The organism is Methanoregula sp. (assembly GCF_023227875.1).
In the GTDB taxonomy this organism is placed as follows: domain Archaea; phylum Halobacteriota; class Methanomicrobia; order Methanomicrobiales; family Methanospirillaceae; genus Methanoregula.
On sequence record NZ_JALOCH010000013.1, the window covers coordinates 20,531 to 38,168 of the forward strand.

Sequence of the window (17,638 nt, forward strand, 5' to 3'; positions counted from 1 at the left end):
ATGTGTGAAAGAGGTGTGATATGCAAAAAAAGTGGCTTTTGGTGTTTACGATTATGGTCATCGGTGCAATCCTCTGTGCGGGATGTACCCAGCAAGTATCGCAATCAGAAAAAACAACTGCAAAACAGGATACATCCACTCCGGGATACAAGACGGTAATTGACAGCCGGGGTGTGGCTGTACAGGTTCCCGCATCCCCGCAGCGGGTACTTGCCATCAGCGACGGGCTTATCGAGGGAATGATGGTTATTCTCGGGGAAGAGGACAAACAGGTGGGTGTTGGTTCGACCTGTGTCCAGCTTTCCTATAAATTCAATTATCCCCAGTCAGAGGGCCCGAACTTATCCTACCAGAATGGCATGAATACTGTCCGTTACCTCAATCCCCGGCTTGCAGACCTGACGCTTGTCGGCCAGTCCGGCCAAGCGATCAATTATGAGACTGTTGCGGGCCTCAAGCCCGATGTCATCATCATGCGCCTCGGGGACTGCACCCTCCGCTACCCGAATGACGAGAAGATACCGAAGAGTATCGAAACGCTCAATTCCCTGGGCATCCCCCTGGTCATCATAAAGAGTCCTCATTTCTATGACAGCCCCAACATGAGTGGATTATCCGATGAGATCAAAATTATCGGCTCGGTCTTCGGAAAAGAAGAACGGGCAACACAGACGGCACAGTACCTTGAAGAACAGGTCAATATGATTAAAAGCCGGACCCGTGACGTCCCTGAGGATAAGAAACCAACGGTGCTGATCCTCGGGCTCTCGCCCACCGCCCGGCAGGCGGGAGGGGCCGGCGTTGTATACGGCACTGATACCATCGAATCGTATTTCATCGAAGATATTGCAAACGCAAAGAATGCATATCAGGAAAACGCGTATTTCAAGACCATCAGTGCCGAGCAGATCCTGGCACTCAATCCTGATGTGATTGTCCTTTCCACGGCATACGGGTACCACCCGGCCGAAGAGCTGTACAATGCTCCCTATTACCAGAACCTGAGGGAACTGAAAGCGGTCAAGGAGAAGCGTGTTTATTCCATGCCATACACTCCCTGCAACTGCGACCGAAGGCTCGAATATCCGCTTGATGTGATGGTAATTGCCAGGGGAGCATATCCGGACCGGTTCAGTGACATCAACTTCGGGCAATGGACCCTTGATTTCTACAAGAACCTGTATGGTGTCGATGAGACCGTTGCAAAAGAGATCCGGGAAAGCCAATGGTTTAGCTGGACGTCAAATGATTCTGTACAGGTATCATCAACCTGATTTTTTTTTACAGGTCCGGAATTATGAAAAACAAATCTCACAGGATCACCCCGTTTGAAAAGACGGAATATTCGGTACCTGATCTCATCAAATTCCACGGGCACCTGGGACCCTATATTGTCCTCGGTTATCGTATGGGAAGGTTTGCACGAAAACAGTTTGACAATTATCCCGATATGGATGCAGTTGTCCATTGCCCGGATAATCCTCCCACATCCTGTCTGGTGGACGGCATCCAGCTCGGCAGCGGGTGTTCGTACGGGCGAAGAAAGATCTCGCTTGTGCATTCCAGCGATATCTTCTGTAATTTTATCAGTGAGGATAAAACACTGGTTCTTCGCCCGGTTACGATAACACTTCCCGCAGCAGATTCACCAACCTATTGGGAGGAGACCGAAGAGATTGCGCTCGCATTATATGATGCCCCGGATGAGAGCCTGTTTCATATTGTCTGACTGTGGACAGAACAGTACAATTGATAAGCGAGATTATTCTAAAACAGTTCGGCAAAATTTGTGATTATTAATTTCTAACGCGGTTATGATGGCGATCACTAACCTTTTTTTTTAGAGAATATCCCTTAATTCATCATGAACATGTAAAAATCTCGAATAGGTTCAGCATTTTTTTTGCAGGGAGAAGAGATCTTCCCCATGGAATTGAGGTACCGCGAACATGCCCTTTTCATTGTGCAAATAAAAATACGTAATAAACCGTAGCACTGATAAACATAAAGATAATACTCATGAGTATCCCGACGGAGTTTTTTAATGCCCCCCATTATTCAGACCTGTAATCTGACCAGAAGGTTTGGGTCAAACACTGCCGTTGACAATCTCAGCCTGACGATCGAGAGGGGGGAAGTGTTCGGTATTCTCGGGCCGAACGGTGCGGGAAAATCCACGCTGTTATCAATGCTCTGCACGATCCTCAAACCGACTTCCGGGACTGCAACCGTTAATGGCTTCGATATACTCCGGCAACATCACGAGGTACGAAAATCAATTGGCATCGTTTTCCAGGACCCGAGCGTTGACGCGGATATGACCGGACTTGAGAACCTCCAGATGCATGCAGACCTGTACAATGTCCCTGTCTCCGAGGTAGATACACGGATAAAATCGGTGCTGGCACTGGTGCAGCTTGAAGACCGGGCCGGAGATTTCCTGTCCACCTACTCCGGGGGAATGCGGAGAAGACTTGAGATTGCCCGGGGCCTTCTTCATTATCCAAAAGTGCTCTTCCTTGACGAACCGACCATCGGCCTCGATCCGCAGAGCCGGGAACACATGTGGGATCATATCCGTATGCTGAAGAAAAGGGAGGACATGACAATCATCCTCACCACTCACTATATGGAAGAGGCCGACCGGCTCTGCGACCGCGTTGCCATCATCGATCATGGGAAGATCGTGGCCCTCGACCAGCCCTCTGTGCTGAAGAACGGGCTTGGCGGAGATACCATCATCCTTGGCACAAAAGACGGGCAGGCACTCTACGACCTGTTCCTCAAAACCAAGGTGTCGGATAACGTGCAGGTCCATAACGGCGAAGTCCGGGTCATGGTTGCCAGTGCCAATATCATTCTTCCAAGAATTATGGAACAGGTATCAGCAGCCAGAATTCATATCGAATATATCTATCTCAACCATCCCGACATGAATGACGTGTTCATCCATTATACCGGTAAGGATTTGAGGCACGAACAGGCCCATGGGCACATCGGAAAGATGGCCATGATGCGAAGAAGGAGGGTGCGATGAGCGAGCTGCGGGGGATCTATACGCTCTGGCTCCGGGAAGTGAAAAAGTTCCTGCGGGAGAAACCGCGCCTTCTCAACGCGTTCTGCCAGCCACTATTGTGGTTGTTCATTTTCGGTACCGGTATGCGGTTTACAGCAGGGATGCCGGGGATCAATTACCAGGAGTTCATCTTCCCGGGCCTTGTCTGCCAGGCAATGCTCTTCACGGCAATGTTCATGGGAATTTCGGTTATCTGGGACCGTGAATTCGGATTTCTCAAGGAGATCCTGGTCTCCCCGATATCCCGGACCTCCATCTTTTTTGGAAAGATGATTGGGGCGAGCACGGATGTGATGCTCCAGGGAATTATCATCTTCCCGTTTGCGTTTCTCATTGGTGCCCACATGAATTTCGTCATTTTTCTTGAGGCGCTGCCGATCATGCTCCTGATCACATTCGGCCTTGTCTGTATCGGGCTCACGTTTGCCAGCGTAATGAAAAGTTTCGAAGGGTTCGGGCTCATCCAGACGTTCATCAACCTGCCGATGTTCTTTTTGAGTGGCGCGCTCTTCCCCCTCACCAATGTGCCGCAATGGCTCCTGTGGGTCAGTTATTTAAATCCGCTCACATACGGGGTCGATGCACTCAGGACGGTTATGATGGGATATGCATGGACACCCCTGTTTCCGCTATATTTCAGTATCTCGGTGTTGCTTGTATTCGATGTGATCATGTTCACCGTGGGGACGTATGCATTCAGCCGGACGGAATAACTTTTTTTTAATCATGACAAAAACGCATGCAGTACAACACGGGAAAAATGTGTCTGAAGATTTACGAGGCGGGTTATTCCCGGGTATCAACCGGATCACCTTTTTTGAACCGTTCTTAGCTGGGACTATGGTCTCTCATGTCCCAGACCATCATTCCCGTCGTAGCAACAGACTCCGAATAATATTTCCCGTCCTTTGACCGGGTGAGGATAAACTCGTGTATCTGGTTTCTCATCGCTGTATCGATATCTTTCGTTGCACTGAAAAAGCCAACAATGCTGTTGACCATCTCATCAACGGTCTCATCACCATGCTGGACCTCCTGCCGCAGAGTCACGGTTGGCCGGTATCCTTTCAGGTACAGGTCCATGAAGGGAAGATAGAATCCATGCGAACCTTCCCGGAACTCCTGGTTGAACAGAGTACGGTACAACTCATTGAATGCCGGGTCCCTTTTCCGGTCCACCCATCCGCTGTAGAAACATATCCCCCGTGATGCCTCCAGCATAAGATTGAATGCATCGGGAGTCTGGACGGCCGGTGTCATGGATGCGATGACCAGATCAAATTTTTTACAGAATCCTTCCGCATCAAGATCGATCTTGTCCCAGGATGCCAGCACTGTCCGGGTTAAGATGACGTTCTCGTCTTCAGCCCGTTGGTTCAGTCTTTTCAACATCTCTGCAGAAAAATCGACAACAGTCACCCGTGCACCCATTTTTGCCAGCGGAATTGCCAGGGCACCGGTGCCTGCGCCAATGTCGAGCACTTCTGCACCTGCAAGGTCAAGACCGGTTGAGTTGATAAGATCAAGGACGGTTTTTAGTTTTTTCTCCCGCCGGCCGTCAGTCATGTTCCGCCCGAAACTCTCCGCCTTGTTATCCCAGAACCCGACCTGCATCGGTCCGCGGTCCTTTGCCGGTAGTGTTGCCTTATGCCAGAATTCTTCCCAGTACCTGCTGTTCTTGTCGTGTGATGTGTCAGTCATGGATTCACGTCCTTGCACAGGGTTTCAATGCACGTGCATACAGCGTGACATTCCCGGACCCTGTCAAACCGGAATGCTGTCGCCGTTTCAGTTCTTCGGCGATCTCTGTTCTGATCGTTTCCTTCATGTCGTCCGGGAGGTTATCCGTGATCCCCCGAAGCCTGCCTCTCTTATCGTAATGCCGGATGATCTCATCCGGCGAACCATAGTGTCGCGTGATGACCCGAGGTTCAACCGAAACACCAGTAAAACCGGCGTCTGTCAGCAGACCAGACAGCTCCTGAGCTGTGACCCGTTTCATCCCGCCGGTGTGTGCAGTACCGCGGGGGAGATTGTGCCGGGAAAGGATGGTATCATTGATATCTCTCATCGTATCCGGACTTCCCTTATCACGGGTGGTCATCCCGACCGTTCCACCCGGTTTCAGCACCCGTAAGACCTCGGTAAGGGCAGATTTCTTGTCATCAATCCAGTGGAATGAGGAGCAGAAGTATGCAAAACCAACAGAACCGGTTGCCACTGCACTCATGTTCTCTGCCTGCCCGACAAGAAAACCAGAATTGCCTTTGGGCAACTGGGAGAACTTTGCCTGTGCAAGAGCGATACGGTGCGAGGAGGGATCGATTCCCATGATACGACCATAGGGCCCGATAATCCCTGCCACATGGACCGCCATCCGGCCGGTCCCGCAACCGACATCGAGCACAGTGTCACCTTTATCGATCCCCATCATCCCTATCAGTATCCTACCTTTTTCGAACTGGTGGTCGCAGTTCTGATCGTAGTGTCCGGCAATCTCCGGTGTATCCCAGTCAATCCCGCTCATACATTCGCATCTCCAGGATAATGCTGAGATTCATCTCTCAGGAAATCATGTTCCCCGTTGGTGTGTTCATGACAGCAGAGCCCGATCCGTGAACCTACCAGCCGTTTGGTATACTCATCAGACGGGGTGAGCATCACATCATGGGCATTGCCGGTCTCAACGATCTTCCCGTCGTTCAGGACGGCGATCCGGTCAGCAATCTTCAGGGTCAGTGTAAGGTCATGGGAGATGGAGATCATGGCAAAACCACGCCGGTTCTGAAGTCCCTTGAGAAGGCGCATCACGTTTGCTGCTGTTGAAACATCCAGTGCGGAGGTTATCTCATCTGCGATGAGCAGTTTTGGCTGCATAACCACGGCCCGGGCCAGGGCAACCCGCTGCCTCTGGCCCCCGCTCAACTCGCCACAGTACTTTTTTAGAAACATACCTGTTGAGGGGAGTCTCACCAGTTCGAGTGCTTCTCTTGCCATGTTCAGCCGCTCTTCCGGGCTGCCGATACGGTTGATGTCAAGCGGCTCCCTTACCGCATCGAGAACGGTGAACCGGTTGCTGGTGGAGCTGAATGGATCCTGAAAAACGATCTGGACACCTTTGAAGTGGTCTCCCATGGTTCCTCCCTGTACGTTCCCGTTCATGAACCGTACACTCCCCTTGTCAGGGTTGATAATCCCGGCAAGGATATGGGCCAGGGTGGACTTGCCGGAACCGGTCTGGCCGACAATCGATAAAACTTCTCCTTCATAGACCTCGATATTCACCCCATTCACAGCATGCAGTGCCTTCCCGTCAGGCAACTGGTAACTGAACCGGAGGTCTTCTGCTTTCAAGAGCATTGCAATCCCGCCACGGTGACATGCAATCTCGCGGCTTTCCCCACACGGCTGCAGGAGGGGGGGATTCTTCCTGCAGATATCGATAGATTGCGTGCAACGGGAGTTGAACGGGCAGCCTTTATGACGGTCACCAACAGGAGAGTCCCCCGGTATTCCCCACAGGTCCTTGTAAATAAAAATATCCGGCGTGGCATGAACCAGGCCCCGGGTGTACGGGTGGCGGGGCCCGTTGAGGATATCCCTCGTAAGCCCGGCCTCGACAACCCGCCCTGCATAGAGGACAAGTAGCCGGGATGCAAGAGAGGAGACGAACGTGATGTCGTGAGATATCACGATCATGCTGTACCCACGGGTCTTCTGCAGGTCGACAAGGAGATCGCGGATCTCCTTTCGTGTAAATGCATCGAGGGCGGAGGTCACTTCATCAAGAATGAGAAGCCGCGGATTGCAGGCAAGTGCCATGGCAAGCAATGCCCGCTGCCGCATGCCTCCGGAGAGCTGGTGGGGATAAACGTCCATCCAGGCTTCATCAAGGCCAACCAGTAAAAAGAGATCTGCACACCGTGCCCGTGCCTCATTCACAGAAACCATTCCATGACGGATCATCGGTTCGATAACCTGGTCTGCAATGGTCATCACCGGGTTCAGGACCTCAAGGCTGTTCTGGAACACGATGGCAATCTCTTTCCACCGGATTTTATCCAATTCAGTTTCCGGAAGCAGCGCAAGATCCGTTCCATCAAAGAAGACCGTACCGGAAACACTGGCGCTGTCCGCAAGAAGACGCATGATACTGATGGCAATAGTGGTTTTCCCACTGCCGGACTCTCCCACAATGCCGAGGATCTCGCCCGGCTCGATATTGAACGAGACTCCGTCAACGGCATTCACCGTATGGCCGTCGGTATGATACTGGCATTTCAGGTCATTAACTGCAAGAAGTATCATTATACCCCTCCATTCTTTCTGAGCCGGGGGTCCAGTACCTGTTCAAGGTCCCGGCCTATGAACGCCAGACTGAGGACGAGAAAAACCAGCGCCACCAGCGGCGGAATGAGCCACCACTGCCAGAACGAGGTGAAGTATATTGCCTTGAAACTGGTTGCATAATACAGCATCATTCCCCAGCTCTTCGAGGTCGGATCTCCCAACCCGAGGAATGCCAGCCCGGTCTCTGCCACGATTGCATATGAGGTGATGGAGATGATAAGGACAAAGAGGATAGGGAGCATTTCCGGCAGGATATGCCGCCGGAGGATATAGACTGGTGTGCCCCCGAAGTTTTTCGCTGCTATGATGTAGGTGTTGTCCCGTATAGCGAGAGTCTGGGATCGGGCAACCCGTGCCGGTTTTGCCCAGCTGAACAGGACAAGAACACAGATGACATTGAGAATGCTCGGGCCCATGAACGCAGAGATGACGATGAGAAGGGGAAAACTGGGCAGGGCCATGAGGACATCGACGGTCCGCATCAGCAGCTGGTCTGTTGGCCCGCCAAGATACCCTGCCAGTATCCCGAGTGCTCCCCCGCCAAGCCCTGCAATACATGCAACTGAAAGACCGATGACAAGGCTCATCCGTGCACCATAACAAATCTGGGACCAGATATCCATGCCCAGTTCATCGGTACCGAGCAGGTGGGTAGGTCCCGGGGGCTCAAGAGAACTGCCCGTGATCTTATCCGGGAGATATACAGACAGGACCGGAGCAAAAAGAGCAACCATAAAAATCAGGATGACCCCGCACAACGCGATCTTGCCCTCTATACTGAACAGGGTGAATATGTATTTGGAACGGTCGATGTAATTCTGCAGGAATGATATGTCGAATGGCCGGTTTATTGGAAGAGATTCAGAATGCATCAGGATCACCTACTCCGTCACCCGAGGATCCAGTTGCCGGTAGACCCGGTCAACAACCAGATTACAAAGAAGGATCGCTACTGCGACAATGAGCAGTATTCCCTGTATCAGCGCATAATCCCGGTTGACTACCGCACTTCTCAGGGTCAACCCGATCCCGGGGTAGCTGAAGACGGTCTCGACCAGCACAGCCCCGCCCATCATCAACCCGATCATAAAGCCGGTCCGCGTCACTACCGGGAGCAATGCATTCCGGAGTGCGTGACGTGTCCAGACCGTTTTCTCCCCGATACCTTTGGCAACTGCGGTGCGTATGTAGTCCTTTGTTGAGACCGTGATCAGGGTGTTACGCGTCAGCAGGTAAACGCCAGTGAGTTGGGCAAGGGAGAGGGTAATAATGGGGAGAAATGCATGGTGTGCAATATCCCATACCTGATCCAGCAGACTGGTGTAGTGTGCAAACGGTGTGATGGCACCTGCTAGCGGGAAGAGTCTGAACTGTACGGAGAAGATGAGAAGGAGGATGATTCCCAGAAGGAAGGACGGGATCTCGGCAAACGCGATCAGGCCCGCCATCATGAACCGGTCCGATCCCTTCTTCCGGTTCCGGGCGGAGATCGTCCCGATGATGATGCCGATAATTGTACTCATGGCGGTTGCGCTGAGGACAATGAGGATTGTCCACGGGAGGTGGAGGAGGATAACACGGGTTACGGGTAATTTATAATAAATACTCTGCCCAAAATCGCCTTTAGCCATGTTTGCCAGATACAGGAAGAACTGTTCATGGAGCGGGAGGTCCATGCCATAGTAATGGATGAAGTACTGGCGTTGCTCCTCCGTCATTATAATAACATCTTCACCTTCGATATCTGATGACAACGTCGAGAACGGGTCGCCGGGCATCATCCTCGGCAAGAAAAAGTTGATGGCCAGTATTACGAGTAACGTTATTACGAACCGGTAAATGAGCGTATTCCTGTCGTTCCCGTTCATCTGCGATTAACCGTCCAGACCATCATGCCAATATGACCGTTTGTAACGGAGGGGTAAATCCCATCGTGAGACGCGGCCCGGTAATACTCACGGATCCACTCTTTTACGGGATTGTCAAACTCACGTCCACGGGCCATAAAATCGATCGCCCTCTCTGCTGCCGCCTCCCAAGGTTCATCCTCTTTCCATACCGTCTGGCTGAAGCGGGTGAGAGGGGTATGACCCTGTGAATACAGGTACATAAACGGGTAGAGCATGCTTGTGACCCGGTTGTTGAAGTCCTCGTGAAGAACGTACCGGCTGATATCGGTGTACGCCTTGTCCCATTCCCGTCTGACAAAACCGCTGTAATAACAGAACTTCTTCGAGCAGGCGGTCATCCGGTCGAAGCATTCCCGGTCCCGGATACCAGGTGTCATAGATGCGATCACGAGGTCGAATTGATCACGGAAATCCATCTGGTCGATATCCGCCGTCCACCAGGAGCATTCAACCGGGGTGAGGACCAACTCCTCGTTTCTGGCAGCGCCCCTCAGCTGGTCGAGCATACCCGGTGCAATATCCAGTGCAGTAACGTTTGCACCTGCCCGTGCAAGCGGGAGGGAGAGGGTCCCCGGGCCGCACCCGATATCGAGCACATGTGCTCCGGCCGGTGAGAAACCGGCATCGTTCAAGAGAGCGAGTGCATCAGCAACCCGCTTTTCCCCATTGTCCCGGGACATGTTCTGCGAATACATGGCAGACCGTTTGCTCCAGAAGGAGGCGAGCCATGTATCAGACACCGCACTATCCTGACGCGATACTGCATCCCAGCAGTCCGCCCAGCACTGTACATTAGCGTTTTGCTGCAATACCTTCCCTCACGAGATAGGTCAGCTTGCTGTGTACCCGTGCGTGATGGTCGTACATATTCATCCACCCATCATACTTCGATACAGTCCAGACATCCCATGTCTTTGTGTAGAAGAGCGGGATGGTCGGTATATCCTCGGCAAGGACATTCTGCATCTCAAAGACGATCTGCTTTCTCTTCGCGTCGTCCAGTTCCTGGACCTCGCTCGCGGCAAGGGTATTGAACGTGTCATTGTGGTATCCGATGACAGATGCCTCCCCGGATACTGTGCTGGCACCGGCTTGTGTTGCGTCATCGCTGTATCGTGTTCGCAGGTAATCCGCATCCTGACCCCAGCCACCGAACCCGCTGACCAGCAGTTCAAAGTCACCTTTCTTTAAGTTGGTATCCCGGGCCTTGCTCTCGAGGGCCTTGACCTGGATGTCAATACCGGCTTCCTTGAGCCGCTCCTTGATGAGTTCCCCAATCCTGACTTCAGTACTGGCCAGACTGAGCGTGAAAGCCAGTTTCTTTCCATCCTTGTCGCGGATACCGTCACCATCGGTGTCCTTCCACCCCGCCTGGTCAAGCAGTGCCTGTGCTTTTATCAGATCGGTTACATATGCGGGCTGGTCAGCATTGTACCAGATGTGGTCATTGGGGAGGATTCCCAGATTGCCCGGGGCACCCGCACCCCGCTGGATCTTCTCTACCATCTCGCTTCGGTTAATTGCATAGGCAAATGCCTGCCTGACCTTTACATCTTGGAGTTCCGGGTTCTTCTTCATGTTAAAGTAGAACTGATATCCCCAGAACGCGGGCTGCTGGACGAGTCGGTACTGAGAATTATTCAGGTACTTGCTGAGTATATCCGGTGTGATACTGGAAAAATCGATCTCGCCCTGATCAAAAGCGATCAGTTCGTTGCTGACCGGGATGAATTCGACGGTCTTGATTGCCACCCGTGGTCCCCAGAATCCTTCGTTTGCAACATAGCGATATGACCCGTGCTCCTTGTTGTACTCGGCCAGCGTGTAAGGCCCGGTGCCGGTGACAGCTTCTTTGTCAAGGAATTTTACCGGGTCCTCAACCTTGCTATAGATGTGTTCCGGAATGATCTTGAAACTGGAGATCTTGTACAGGAACGACGAAACCGGGGTTTTCAGGATGAATTTCACTGTATTGTCATCAATGACCTGGACGCTGTCAATGAGTTCTGTCTCAATCCCGCCGGAGATAGGGATATATTTCCGCTCATAGTCTGTCGTGAACTTCACATCGTTTGCCGTGAAGGAGACACCATCCTGCCACTTGACATTCTTGCGAAGGTGGAACGTGTACTCCTTGCCGTCAGCGCTGATCTCCCAGCTCTCGGCAAGCCAGGGAATAATCCCTTTCTCATCCCTCTCGAGCAGACTGTCGAAGATCATCGTTACCTTGGATGAACCCGGGCCCCGGGGGGAGATCGAGAATGGCTGGGGGTACCCGTAGTCCCCACCGGTCAGGTGGACAATATCCGCCTGGGTCACTCCTGTGCCCGTGCCGGATGGCACTGCGGATCCTGTGCCGGACGATGCTGTCGGAGTACTGTTCTGTGAAACGCATCCGGCCAACAGTACGGTCAGGCAAATGAGTGTAATTACAATAGCACATATACCACTTTTTTTCATAAACATCACTCTGGTAATCATACACTTTTTGTTCAACGGCTCTCTCCTTTTCACCTGCCGTGTGAATAATCCCGAAATACGAGATGCAGACAAAACCACTATCCTGTACCCAGGCACAGGACCCAGTTACTGATAACGGAGTACCGGGGGCCTTTATCGTCTAACCCGTCATATATATTGTCAGGAAGAAACCATGCACAGTTTCTTACATTTTTCATTAAAGTTATTACGAAATAAATCTGTTGAAACTAATTTATTGCATAATTAACACAGATGTTCTATTTTGTATTTATATCAAAACAAAGAATATTCTGGCTCCAAACTGATGATAAAAGTGGATACCTGAATTTTCAAGAAGATTGTTGAAAACATAACAAAACCGATGATGCAGAGGTAATCCATCACTCTGTAATCCGGTGAGATCTACAGCCATCTCCCTTCAGAAACCGGGCCATGCCAGTACCCTCCCGGCGACAAGATCCTGCTTATCTCCCGCTCAGCAGGTTATGCTGCTGGATGACCTTGGCACCCGTTGCAAAGATAAGAATCACAATAATAAGGACTGCTGAATCCAGGACCGGTGAATAGACCCCGTCACCGGTAATTGCCGTATGGAACAGGTCGACGAGATACGTGAGGGGCGACAACAGGTTCGTCCACGCCCAGTCTCCCAGCTGGCTGAGCGGGATGAAGATGCCGCTCACAAATATTAGCGGGAGCCGAACCAGGTTGGAGAACATCATGATATTGGAAGGGGTGTTCGTGGCCGGGGAAGAGAGCAGGGTACCGAGCGAGGCAAACGCAAGCGAACCGAGGAAGAGGGCTGCGAGGAGTACCGCAGGGTTTGTAAGGGGCAGGTGCAGGAGAGATGAGCCCACCATCCAGACAAGGGAAGTAATGACAAAACCAAACACGGCTCCTGAAAGAATATCTCCAAGAACGATACTTTCGATAACCACCGGCAGGGAGACGAGCCGCTCGTAGGTCTTCTCCCGTTTTTCCCACGGGGTGATAAGGGGGCCGGTTGAAGATGATGAAAAAAAGAGCATCATGCCAAGGAATCCGGGAAAGAACTGGATAAGATCAAGATTCCGCCCGATGAAGAATGTGAGGAACATGATAAACGGGAAGAGGAGGCCGAAGATCACGACTGACCCCTTGTAATAATAGATCCGCATATTCTTCTCAGTGACCATCAGGACGCTCCAGATAAAACGCCTGGGATCCATCAGGCTCCCTCCGTCATTTCAATGAATGCCTGCTCAAGAGATGGTGTCGATGTTGCAACCGAGACGATCTTCAGGTGGTTCTGTTCAGCAATTTTCACAAGGTCCTTGACTGCACGATCCGCATCGTCCGTGTACACCCGCCACTTATCCCCCATAGGTTCAACACGCGAGATCCCCCCGGTCATAAGTGTCCTGCCCATGATTTTCTGCTCAAATGCGATCTCAACAAAACCGGAGGTATCATACTGTTTCCTGATCTTCTCCGGACTGTCCGTTGCAATAAGTATCCCTTTGTGGATAATGCTGATGGCAGAGCAGAGGGCACTTGCCTCTTCGATATTATGAGTCGTAATGAGGACCGTGCTGCCTTCCCTGTTCATATGCCGCACGGTGTCGATCACAAGCCGCCTGCTGATAACATCGAGGCCGGTTGTCGGTTCGTCAAGGAAGAGGACCGGGGGGGAATGTACGATGGCGCAGGCAATGCTTATCCGTTGTCGCATTCCTTTGGAAAAGGTCCTGACAAGGTCGTCCTTCCGGCTTTCCAGACCCAGGCGAATCAATATTTCACGGGCATTTTCTTCCCGGGAGACCCGGTCCATCCCGTAACATTTTGCCGTCCAGAGAATGTTTTTTTCCGCGGTGAGATCGGCATAGACGGTACCGTTCTCCGGAATGACCCCCATATGCCTCTTAGCCTCAAGGGGATCCTGCTGGATATCAATGCCACAGATACGTGCGGTCCCGGAATCCGGGATAAGGACGCCGGTCAGCATCCGGATGGTTGTAGTTTTCCCCGCACCGTTCTGTCCCAGAAAGCCGAAAATCTCTCCTTTTTTCACGGTGATACTGACATCGTTGACTGCAGGGACCGGCCCAAAAGACTTGTAAAGATTGTGCGCTTCAATTACATCCATGATTACCGACTCTCACTCTGACCCCCATTGGTAAGAAACAAACGACAGCCGGAGACTGTGTTTATGTATTCCACCCTCTTACCCCCGTTAAAGAATATCCGGGATATCTGAGGAAGCGCCGGTCAACCTGCCCTTCCTGCCCCCGGAGTGTTAAGACGGCACTTCCGATGTATATTTCGCTTTAACATGGTCAATGAACGTGGACCTGTCATACATGACACCTTTTCCCTGCTCAATCCAGAGTACCTTGTCACACATAACACCCATCACATCCGGATCATGCGAGATGAAGACATAGGATACACCGGTCTCCGCCTGGAGATCCTGCATCAGCCGGAGGACCTGAGCCTGTACAGATACATCAAGCATTGAGGTCGGCTCATCGGCCACCACGAGTTTTGGCTTGAGTGAGAAGATCCGGGAAAGTACGGCCCGCTGGACCTCGCCACCCGAGAGCTGGTGGGGATACCGTGCGAGGTGTTCATCCCTCAGCCCGACCCGCCGGATGAGCAGGCCGATCTCCCTGAGCGCTTCATCCATACCAATACCCTTGTGGACCATGAGCGGCTCGGCAACACTCTCTGCAAGGGTCATACGGGGGTTGAGGGAGACCTCCGGGTGCTGGAAGATCATCTGGAAGGACGGGCGGAGTTCCCGCAGTTTTCCTTTCCTCATGCGTGCGAGTTCCATTCCCTGCATTGTGATATGGCCGGAACTGGGATCTTCAAGGCGCATGATACACCGCCCGAGCGTGGACTTGCCCGACCCACTCTGCCCGAAGAGCCCCACGGTCTTCCCGCTTCCGACTTCAAACGAGATCCCGGAGAAGATGTCGCCGTGGCCATATGACTTTGAGAGCCCGGTCAGCTGGAGAACGGGTGATGACACCGGACACCTCCGTTCAGGGATTCCTGTATAAGATCCGGATGTTCCTTACTGCATCTTTCAGAGTGGCAGGAACACCGGTCCGCAAAGCAACACCCCTCGGGAATTGCCATCAGGCTGGGGCTCTGACCGTCAAGCGGGACGAGCCCGTTCTTCGGCATGGCCCTGATCAGTGCCTGTGTGTAGGGATGGCGGGGTGTATTGAAGATCTGCCCGGCGGGCCCAATCTCGACAATCTCCCCTGCGTAAAGGACCGCGATCCAGTCGCAGAGATGTTCAGCAAGATAGAGGTCGTGCGTGATTAGAAGAAGGGATGCGTTATCCCGTTTTTTAATCTCCGACAATACCCGGGCCGTGGTTTCCCGTGCGTGGAAGTCCAGCCCCTTGGTGGGTTCATCGGCAATAATAAGGCGGGAATTTTCTGCGATCGCAATGCTTGTCGTGAGCCTCTGCCGCATCCCGCCGGATAGTTCGTGGGGGTACTCCTTTGCAATCTGCTCGGAAGGGATAAGTCCTACCGTGACAAGCAGGTCGCAGGCTTTCTCCCATGCCGTATTTTTTGCCGTGCCCCGTTCAATAAAGATCTCGCCAATCTGCATACCGTTCCGGAGCAGCGGGTCAAGGGAGCCGGAGGGATTCTGCGGAACAAGGGAGATCGATCGTCCCCGGAGCGCATGCATGGCATCATCCTTGAGCGTTGTGAGTTCCTGCCCGTTAAAAGCGATCGTCCCGGTAATATTGGCATTTGAGGGAAGCAGCCGTATTATTGCCTGTCCTATCACGGACTTTCCCGAACCGGTCTCCCCGACAAGTCCTAATACCTCACCGGATTCCATGGAGAACGACACATCACGTGAGGCATGTACGGTACCTTCCCCGGTCGGGAAGCGGACATTGAGGTCATGGATAGAGAGGAGCGTCATCCGATATTCACCTGATCATTATGGACATCAAGAATGTCCCGCAGGCCTTCGCCGAGGAAGTTAAAGATCAGGACAACAAATGTGATGGCAAGTCCTGGGACAATGACATTCAGCGGTGCGGTGCGCAGGAATTCCTTCCCTGCCCCGATCATGGACCCCCACTCCGGTATGCCCGGGGGGATGCCGAGACCAAGGAAACTCAGGCCGGCAACAGAGAGGATGACATGACCGATATCAAGCGTTGCAAGGATCAACACCGGCATTATTGCATTCGGGAAAAGGTGTCGGATCATGATACGGCGGTCCGGCAAACCGGCAGTATAGGCGCTCTGGACATACTCCAGATTTTTTATCGAAATTACTTGTCCGCGCATCAGACGTGCATAAATGGCCCATTGGGAAAGGGTGATCGCGATGATCAAATTCAGTATCCCGGCGCCCATGAATGCCAGCAGGGCAAGGGCAAAGATAATGCCGGGAAACGCAAGGAGGAGATCAACGCAGCGGGAGAGGACTTCATCAACTACTCCCCCATAATATCCCGCAACACAGCCGACAACACATCCGAAGACAAGGGCAACAGCCACCGAGATAGATGCAATCAGCAGGGAGGTCTGGGCGCCGCATATGGTAAGACTGAAGAGATCCCGTCCCAGGAAGTCGGTGCCGAAGAGATGGGCAGATGAGATCCCCTGATTCTTATCCTTGACGGAAATCGCCTCAGGATCATAGGGGGAAATATACGGTGCAAAGATTGCCACAATGACAAGAATCCCCAGAAGTAACAGGCATACCTGAAAGCCAGGACGTTTCGCTATTTCCCGATACAACCGGTTTTTAGAACTATCGATGGATTTTACTGGTAACATCCGCCGGGTTTCAGGACTGATAATTATTTCTTCACTCATAACGGATCCTCGGGTCTATGAAATGATACGAAATGTCAACAACGAAATTCACAATCAAAAACATCGCCACGATTACGACGATGCATGAGGTTACCACAGGAATATCACGTGCATCGACACTGCTAATCAACAGGTTGCCAATTCCCGGCCAGGCAAAGATATTTTCGATGATGACAGTCCCTGCCAGCAGGTGACCAAAATATACACCGAGGAGGGTAAGAACCGGGATGAGTGCATTTTTAATTGCATGGTTCCAGAGGATATGACCAAACGAGAGCCCTTTTGCAATTGCAAAGGTGATATACTGCTGCCCGAGCGTTTCGAGCATACTTGTCCTGACGATGCGAAGGACAACTGCTGTCGGATGGAGAGCCAAGGCAACAGCCGGTAGTACGATGTTGGCTGGTGACCCATAGCCTGCAACCGGAAGCAGGTTCAGCATCAGGGAGAAGACAAGGATCAGCATGAGTGCGAGCCAGAATGACGGGAAACTGATACTGAGGATGGTCGCACCCCGGATAATGAGATCGCTGGGGCGGTTCTCATGCACTGCGCAATACATACCAAGGGGAATTCCCACGACGATGACAATCAGCATGCTCGCTATTGCAAGGATAATCGTCGGGCCGAGTGCGAGAGAGATTAATGTCATCACGGAAGTATCTTTGTAGACATAGGACGAGCCCAAGTCCCCGCGGAATATCAACCCAGATAACCAATTCGTATATTGAATCCAGATAGGATCGTTCAGGTTATACTTAGAACTGATCTCCTGTGCCACTTCTGCGGATACGGAATCTTCCATTCCAACAATGGTATGACGGGCAACGTTCTCGGCGGTCTCTCCAGGTACCGCATGCAGCATGAAGAATGCCAAAGCGGATGCTGCGATGATGGTCAGAACCAGGAATCCAAGCCTCTTGATAAGGTAATAGTGCATGGTGTCTCCCGAAAAAAAGATGGTGGAACGTGGAGTTCAC

17 protein-coding genes are annotated in these 17,638 nt (G+C 52.1%); 4 read left to right on the forward strand and 13 right to left on the reverse strand.

Annotated features, from left to right (window positions below; all coding sequences use genetic code 11):
• Positions 1–20: 20 nt before the first annotated feature.
• The 4 genes from M0R30_RS12245 to M0R30_RS12260 all read left to right on the forward strand — a co-directional run bounded on the left by M0R30_RS12245 (position 21) and on the right by M0R30_RS12260 (position 3,789).
• Positions 21–1,274: an ABC transporter substrate-binding protein gene (locus M0R30_RS12245; RefSeq protein WP_292547296.1), complete on the forward strand. Its 1,254-nt coding sequence runs from the start codon at positions 21–23 to the stop codon at positions 1,272–1,274.
• Positions 1,275–1,297: 23 nt separating this feature from the next.
• Entirely contained in the window at positions 1,298–1,729 is a 432-nt protein-coding gene (locus M0R30_RS12250) for a formylmethanofuran dehydrogenase subunit E family protein (protein ID WP_292547297.1), read from the forward strand.
• 315 nt (positions 1,730–2,044) lie between these two features.
• Positions 2,045–3,037, forward strand: coding sequence for an ATP-binding cassette domain-containing protein (locus tag M0R30_RS12255; RefSeq protein WP_292547299.1), 993 nt, complete (start codon positions 2,045–2,047; stop codon positions 3,035–3,037).
• Entirely contained in the window at positions 3,034–3,789 is a 756-nt protein-coding gene (locus tag M0R30_RS12260) for an ABC transporter permease (protein WP_292547301.1), read from the forward strand. The genes M0R30_RS12255 and M0R30_RS12260 overlap by 4 nt, the downstream gene beginning before the upstream one ends.
• Before the next feature lie 115 nt (positions 3,790–3,904).
• Here M0R30_RS12260 and M0R30_RS12265 read toward each other — a convergent pair whose 3' ends face one another.
• From M0R30_RS12265 to M0R30_RS12325, 13 genes are all read right to left on the reverse strand, one after another.
• Positions 3,905–4,777 (reverse strand): class I SAM-dependent methyltransferase, encoded by an 873-nt coding sequence (locus tag M0R30_RS12265; protein WP_292547303.1) that lies wholly within the window; start codon positions 4,775–4,777, stop codon positions 3,905–3,907.
• Positions 4,778–4,781: 4 nt separating this feature from the next.
• The gene (locus M0R30_RS12270; RefSeq protein ID WP_292547305.1) at positions 4,782–5,603 is read right to left on the reverse strand and encodes a methyltransferase domain-containing protein; all 822 of its coding nucleotides are present in this window, start codon (positions 5,601–5,603) and stop codon (positions 4,782–4,784) included.
• Positions 5,600–7,384, reverse strand: coding sequence for an ABC transporter ATP-binding protein (locus M0R30_RS12275; protein ID WP_292547307.1), 1,785 nt, complete (start codon positions 7,382–7,384; stop codon positions 5,600–5,602). Before M0R30_RS12275 ends, M0R30_RS12270 begins: the two co-directional genes overlap by 4 nt.
• Positions 7,384–8,298: an ABC transporter permease gene (locus M0R30_RS12280; RefSeq protein ID WP_292547309.1), complete on the reverse strand. Its 915-nt coding sequence runs from the start codon at positions 8,296–8,298 to the stop codon at positions 7,384–7,386. Before M0R30_RS12280 ends, M0R30_RS12275 begins: the two co-directional genes overlap by 1 nt.
• A gap of 9 nt (positions 8,299–8,307) precedes the next feature.
• On the reverse strand, positions 8,308–9,294 hold the full coding sequence (locus M0R30_RS12285; protein WP_292547311.1) for an ABC transporter permease: 987 nt from the start codon (positions 9,292–9,294) through the stop codon (positions 8,308–8,310).
• Positions 9,291–10,076 carry a class I SAM-dependent methyltransferase gene (locus M0R30_RS12290; RefSeq protein ID WP_292547313.1) on the reverse strand — a complete coding sequence of 262 codons (786 nt, stop codon included), beginning with the start codon at positions 10,074–10,076 and terminating at the stop codon, positions 9,291–9,293. The genes M0R30_RS12285 and M0R30_RS12290 overlap by 4 nt, the downstream gene beginning before the upstream one ends.
• A 52-nt stretch (positions 10,077–10,128) precedes the next feature.
• Positions 10,129–11,679, reverse strand: a complete 1,551-nt coding sequence (locus tag M0R30_RS12295; protein ID WP_292547315.1) for an ABC transporter substrate-binding protein — start codon at positions 11,677–11,679, stop codon at positions 10,129–10,131.
• Between the two features lie 602 nt (positions 11,680–12,281).
• Positions 12,282–13,025 (reverse strand): ABC transporter permease, encoded by a 744-nt coding sequence (locus M0R30_RS12300; protein WP_292547317.1) that lies wholly within the window; start codon positions 13,023–13,025, stop codon positions 12,282–12,284.
• Positions 13,025–13,942, reverse strand: a complete 918-nt coding sequence (locus tag M0R30_RS12305) for an ABC transporter ATP-binding protein (protein WP_292547319.1) — start codon at positions 13,940–13,942, stop codon at positions 13,025–13,027. The genes M0R30_RS12300 and M0R30_RS12305 overlap by 1 nt, the downstream gene beginning before the upstream one ends.
• 150 nt (positions 13,943–14,092) lie before the next feature.
• Positions 14,093–14,830 (reverse strand): dipeptide/oligopeptide/nickel ABC transporter ATP-binding protein, encoded by a 738-nt coding sequence (locus M0R30_RS12310; protein ID WP_292547321.1) that lies wholly within the window; start codon positions 14,828–14,830, stop codon positions 14,093–14,095.
• Positions 14,806–15,750, reverse strand: a complete 945-nt coding sequence (locus M0R30_RS12315) for an ABC transporter ATP-binding protein (RefSeq protein WP_292547323.1) — start codon at positions 15,748–15,750, stop codon at positions 14,806–14,808. Before M0R30_RS12315 ends, M0R30_RS12310 begins: the two co-directional genes overlap by 25 nt.
• Positions 15,747–16,658 (reverse strand): ABC transporter permease, encoded by a 912-nt coding sequence (locus M0R30_RS12320; RefSeq protein ID WP_366513135.1) that lies wholly within the window; start codon positions 16,656–16,658, stop codon positions 15,747–15,749. The genes M0R30_RS12315 and M0R30_RS12320 overlap by 4 nt, the downstream gene beginning before the upstream one ends.
• Complete coding sequence (locus tag M0R30_RS12325) at positions 16,651–17,598, reverse strand: ABC transporter permease (RefSeq protein WP_292547325.1); 948 nt, start codon at positions 17,596–17,598, stop codon at positions 16,651–16,653. Before M0R30_RS12325 ends, M0R30_RS12320 begins: the two co-directional genes overlap by 8 nt.
• Positions 17,599–17,638: the final 40 nt, after the last annotated feature.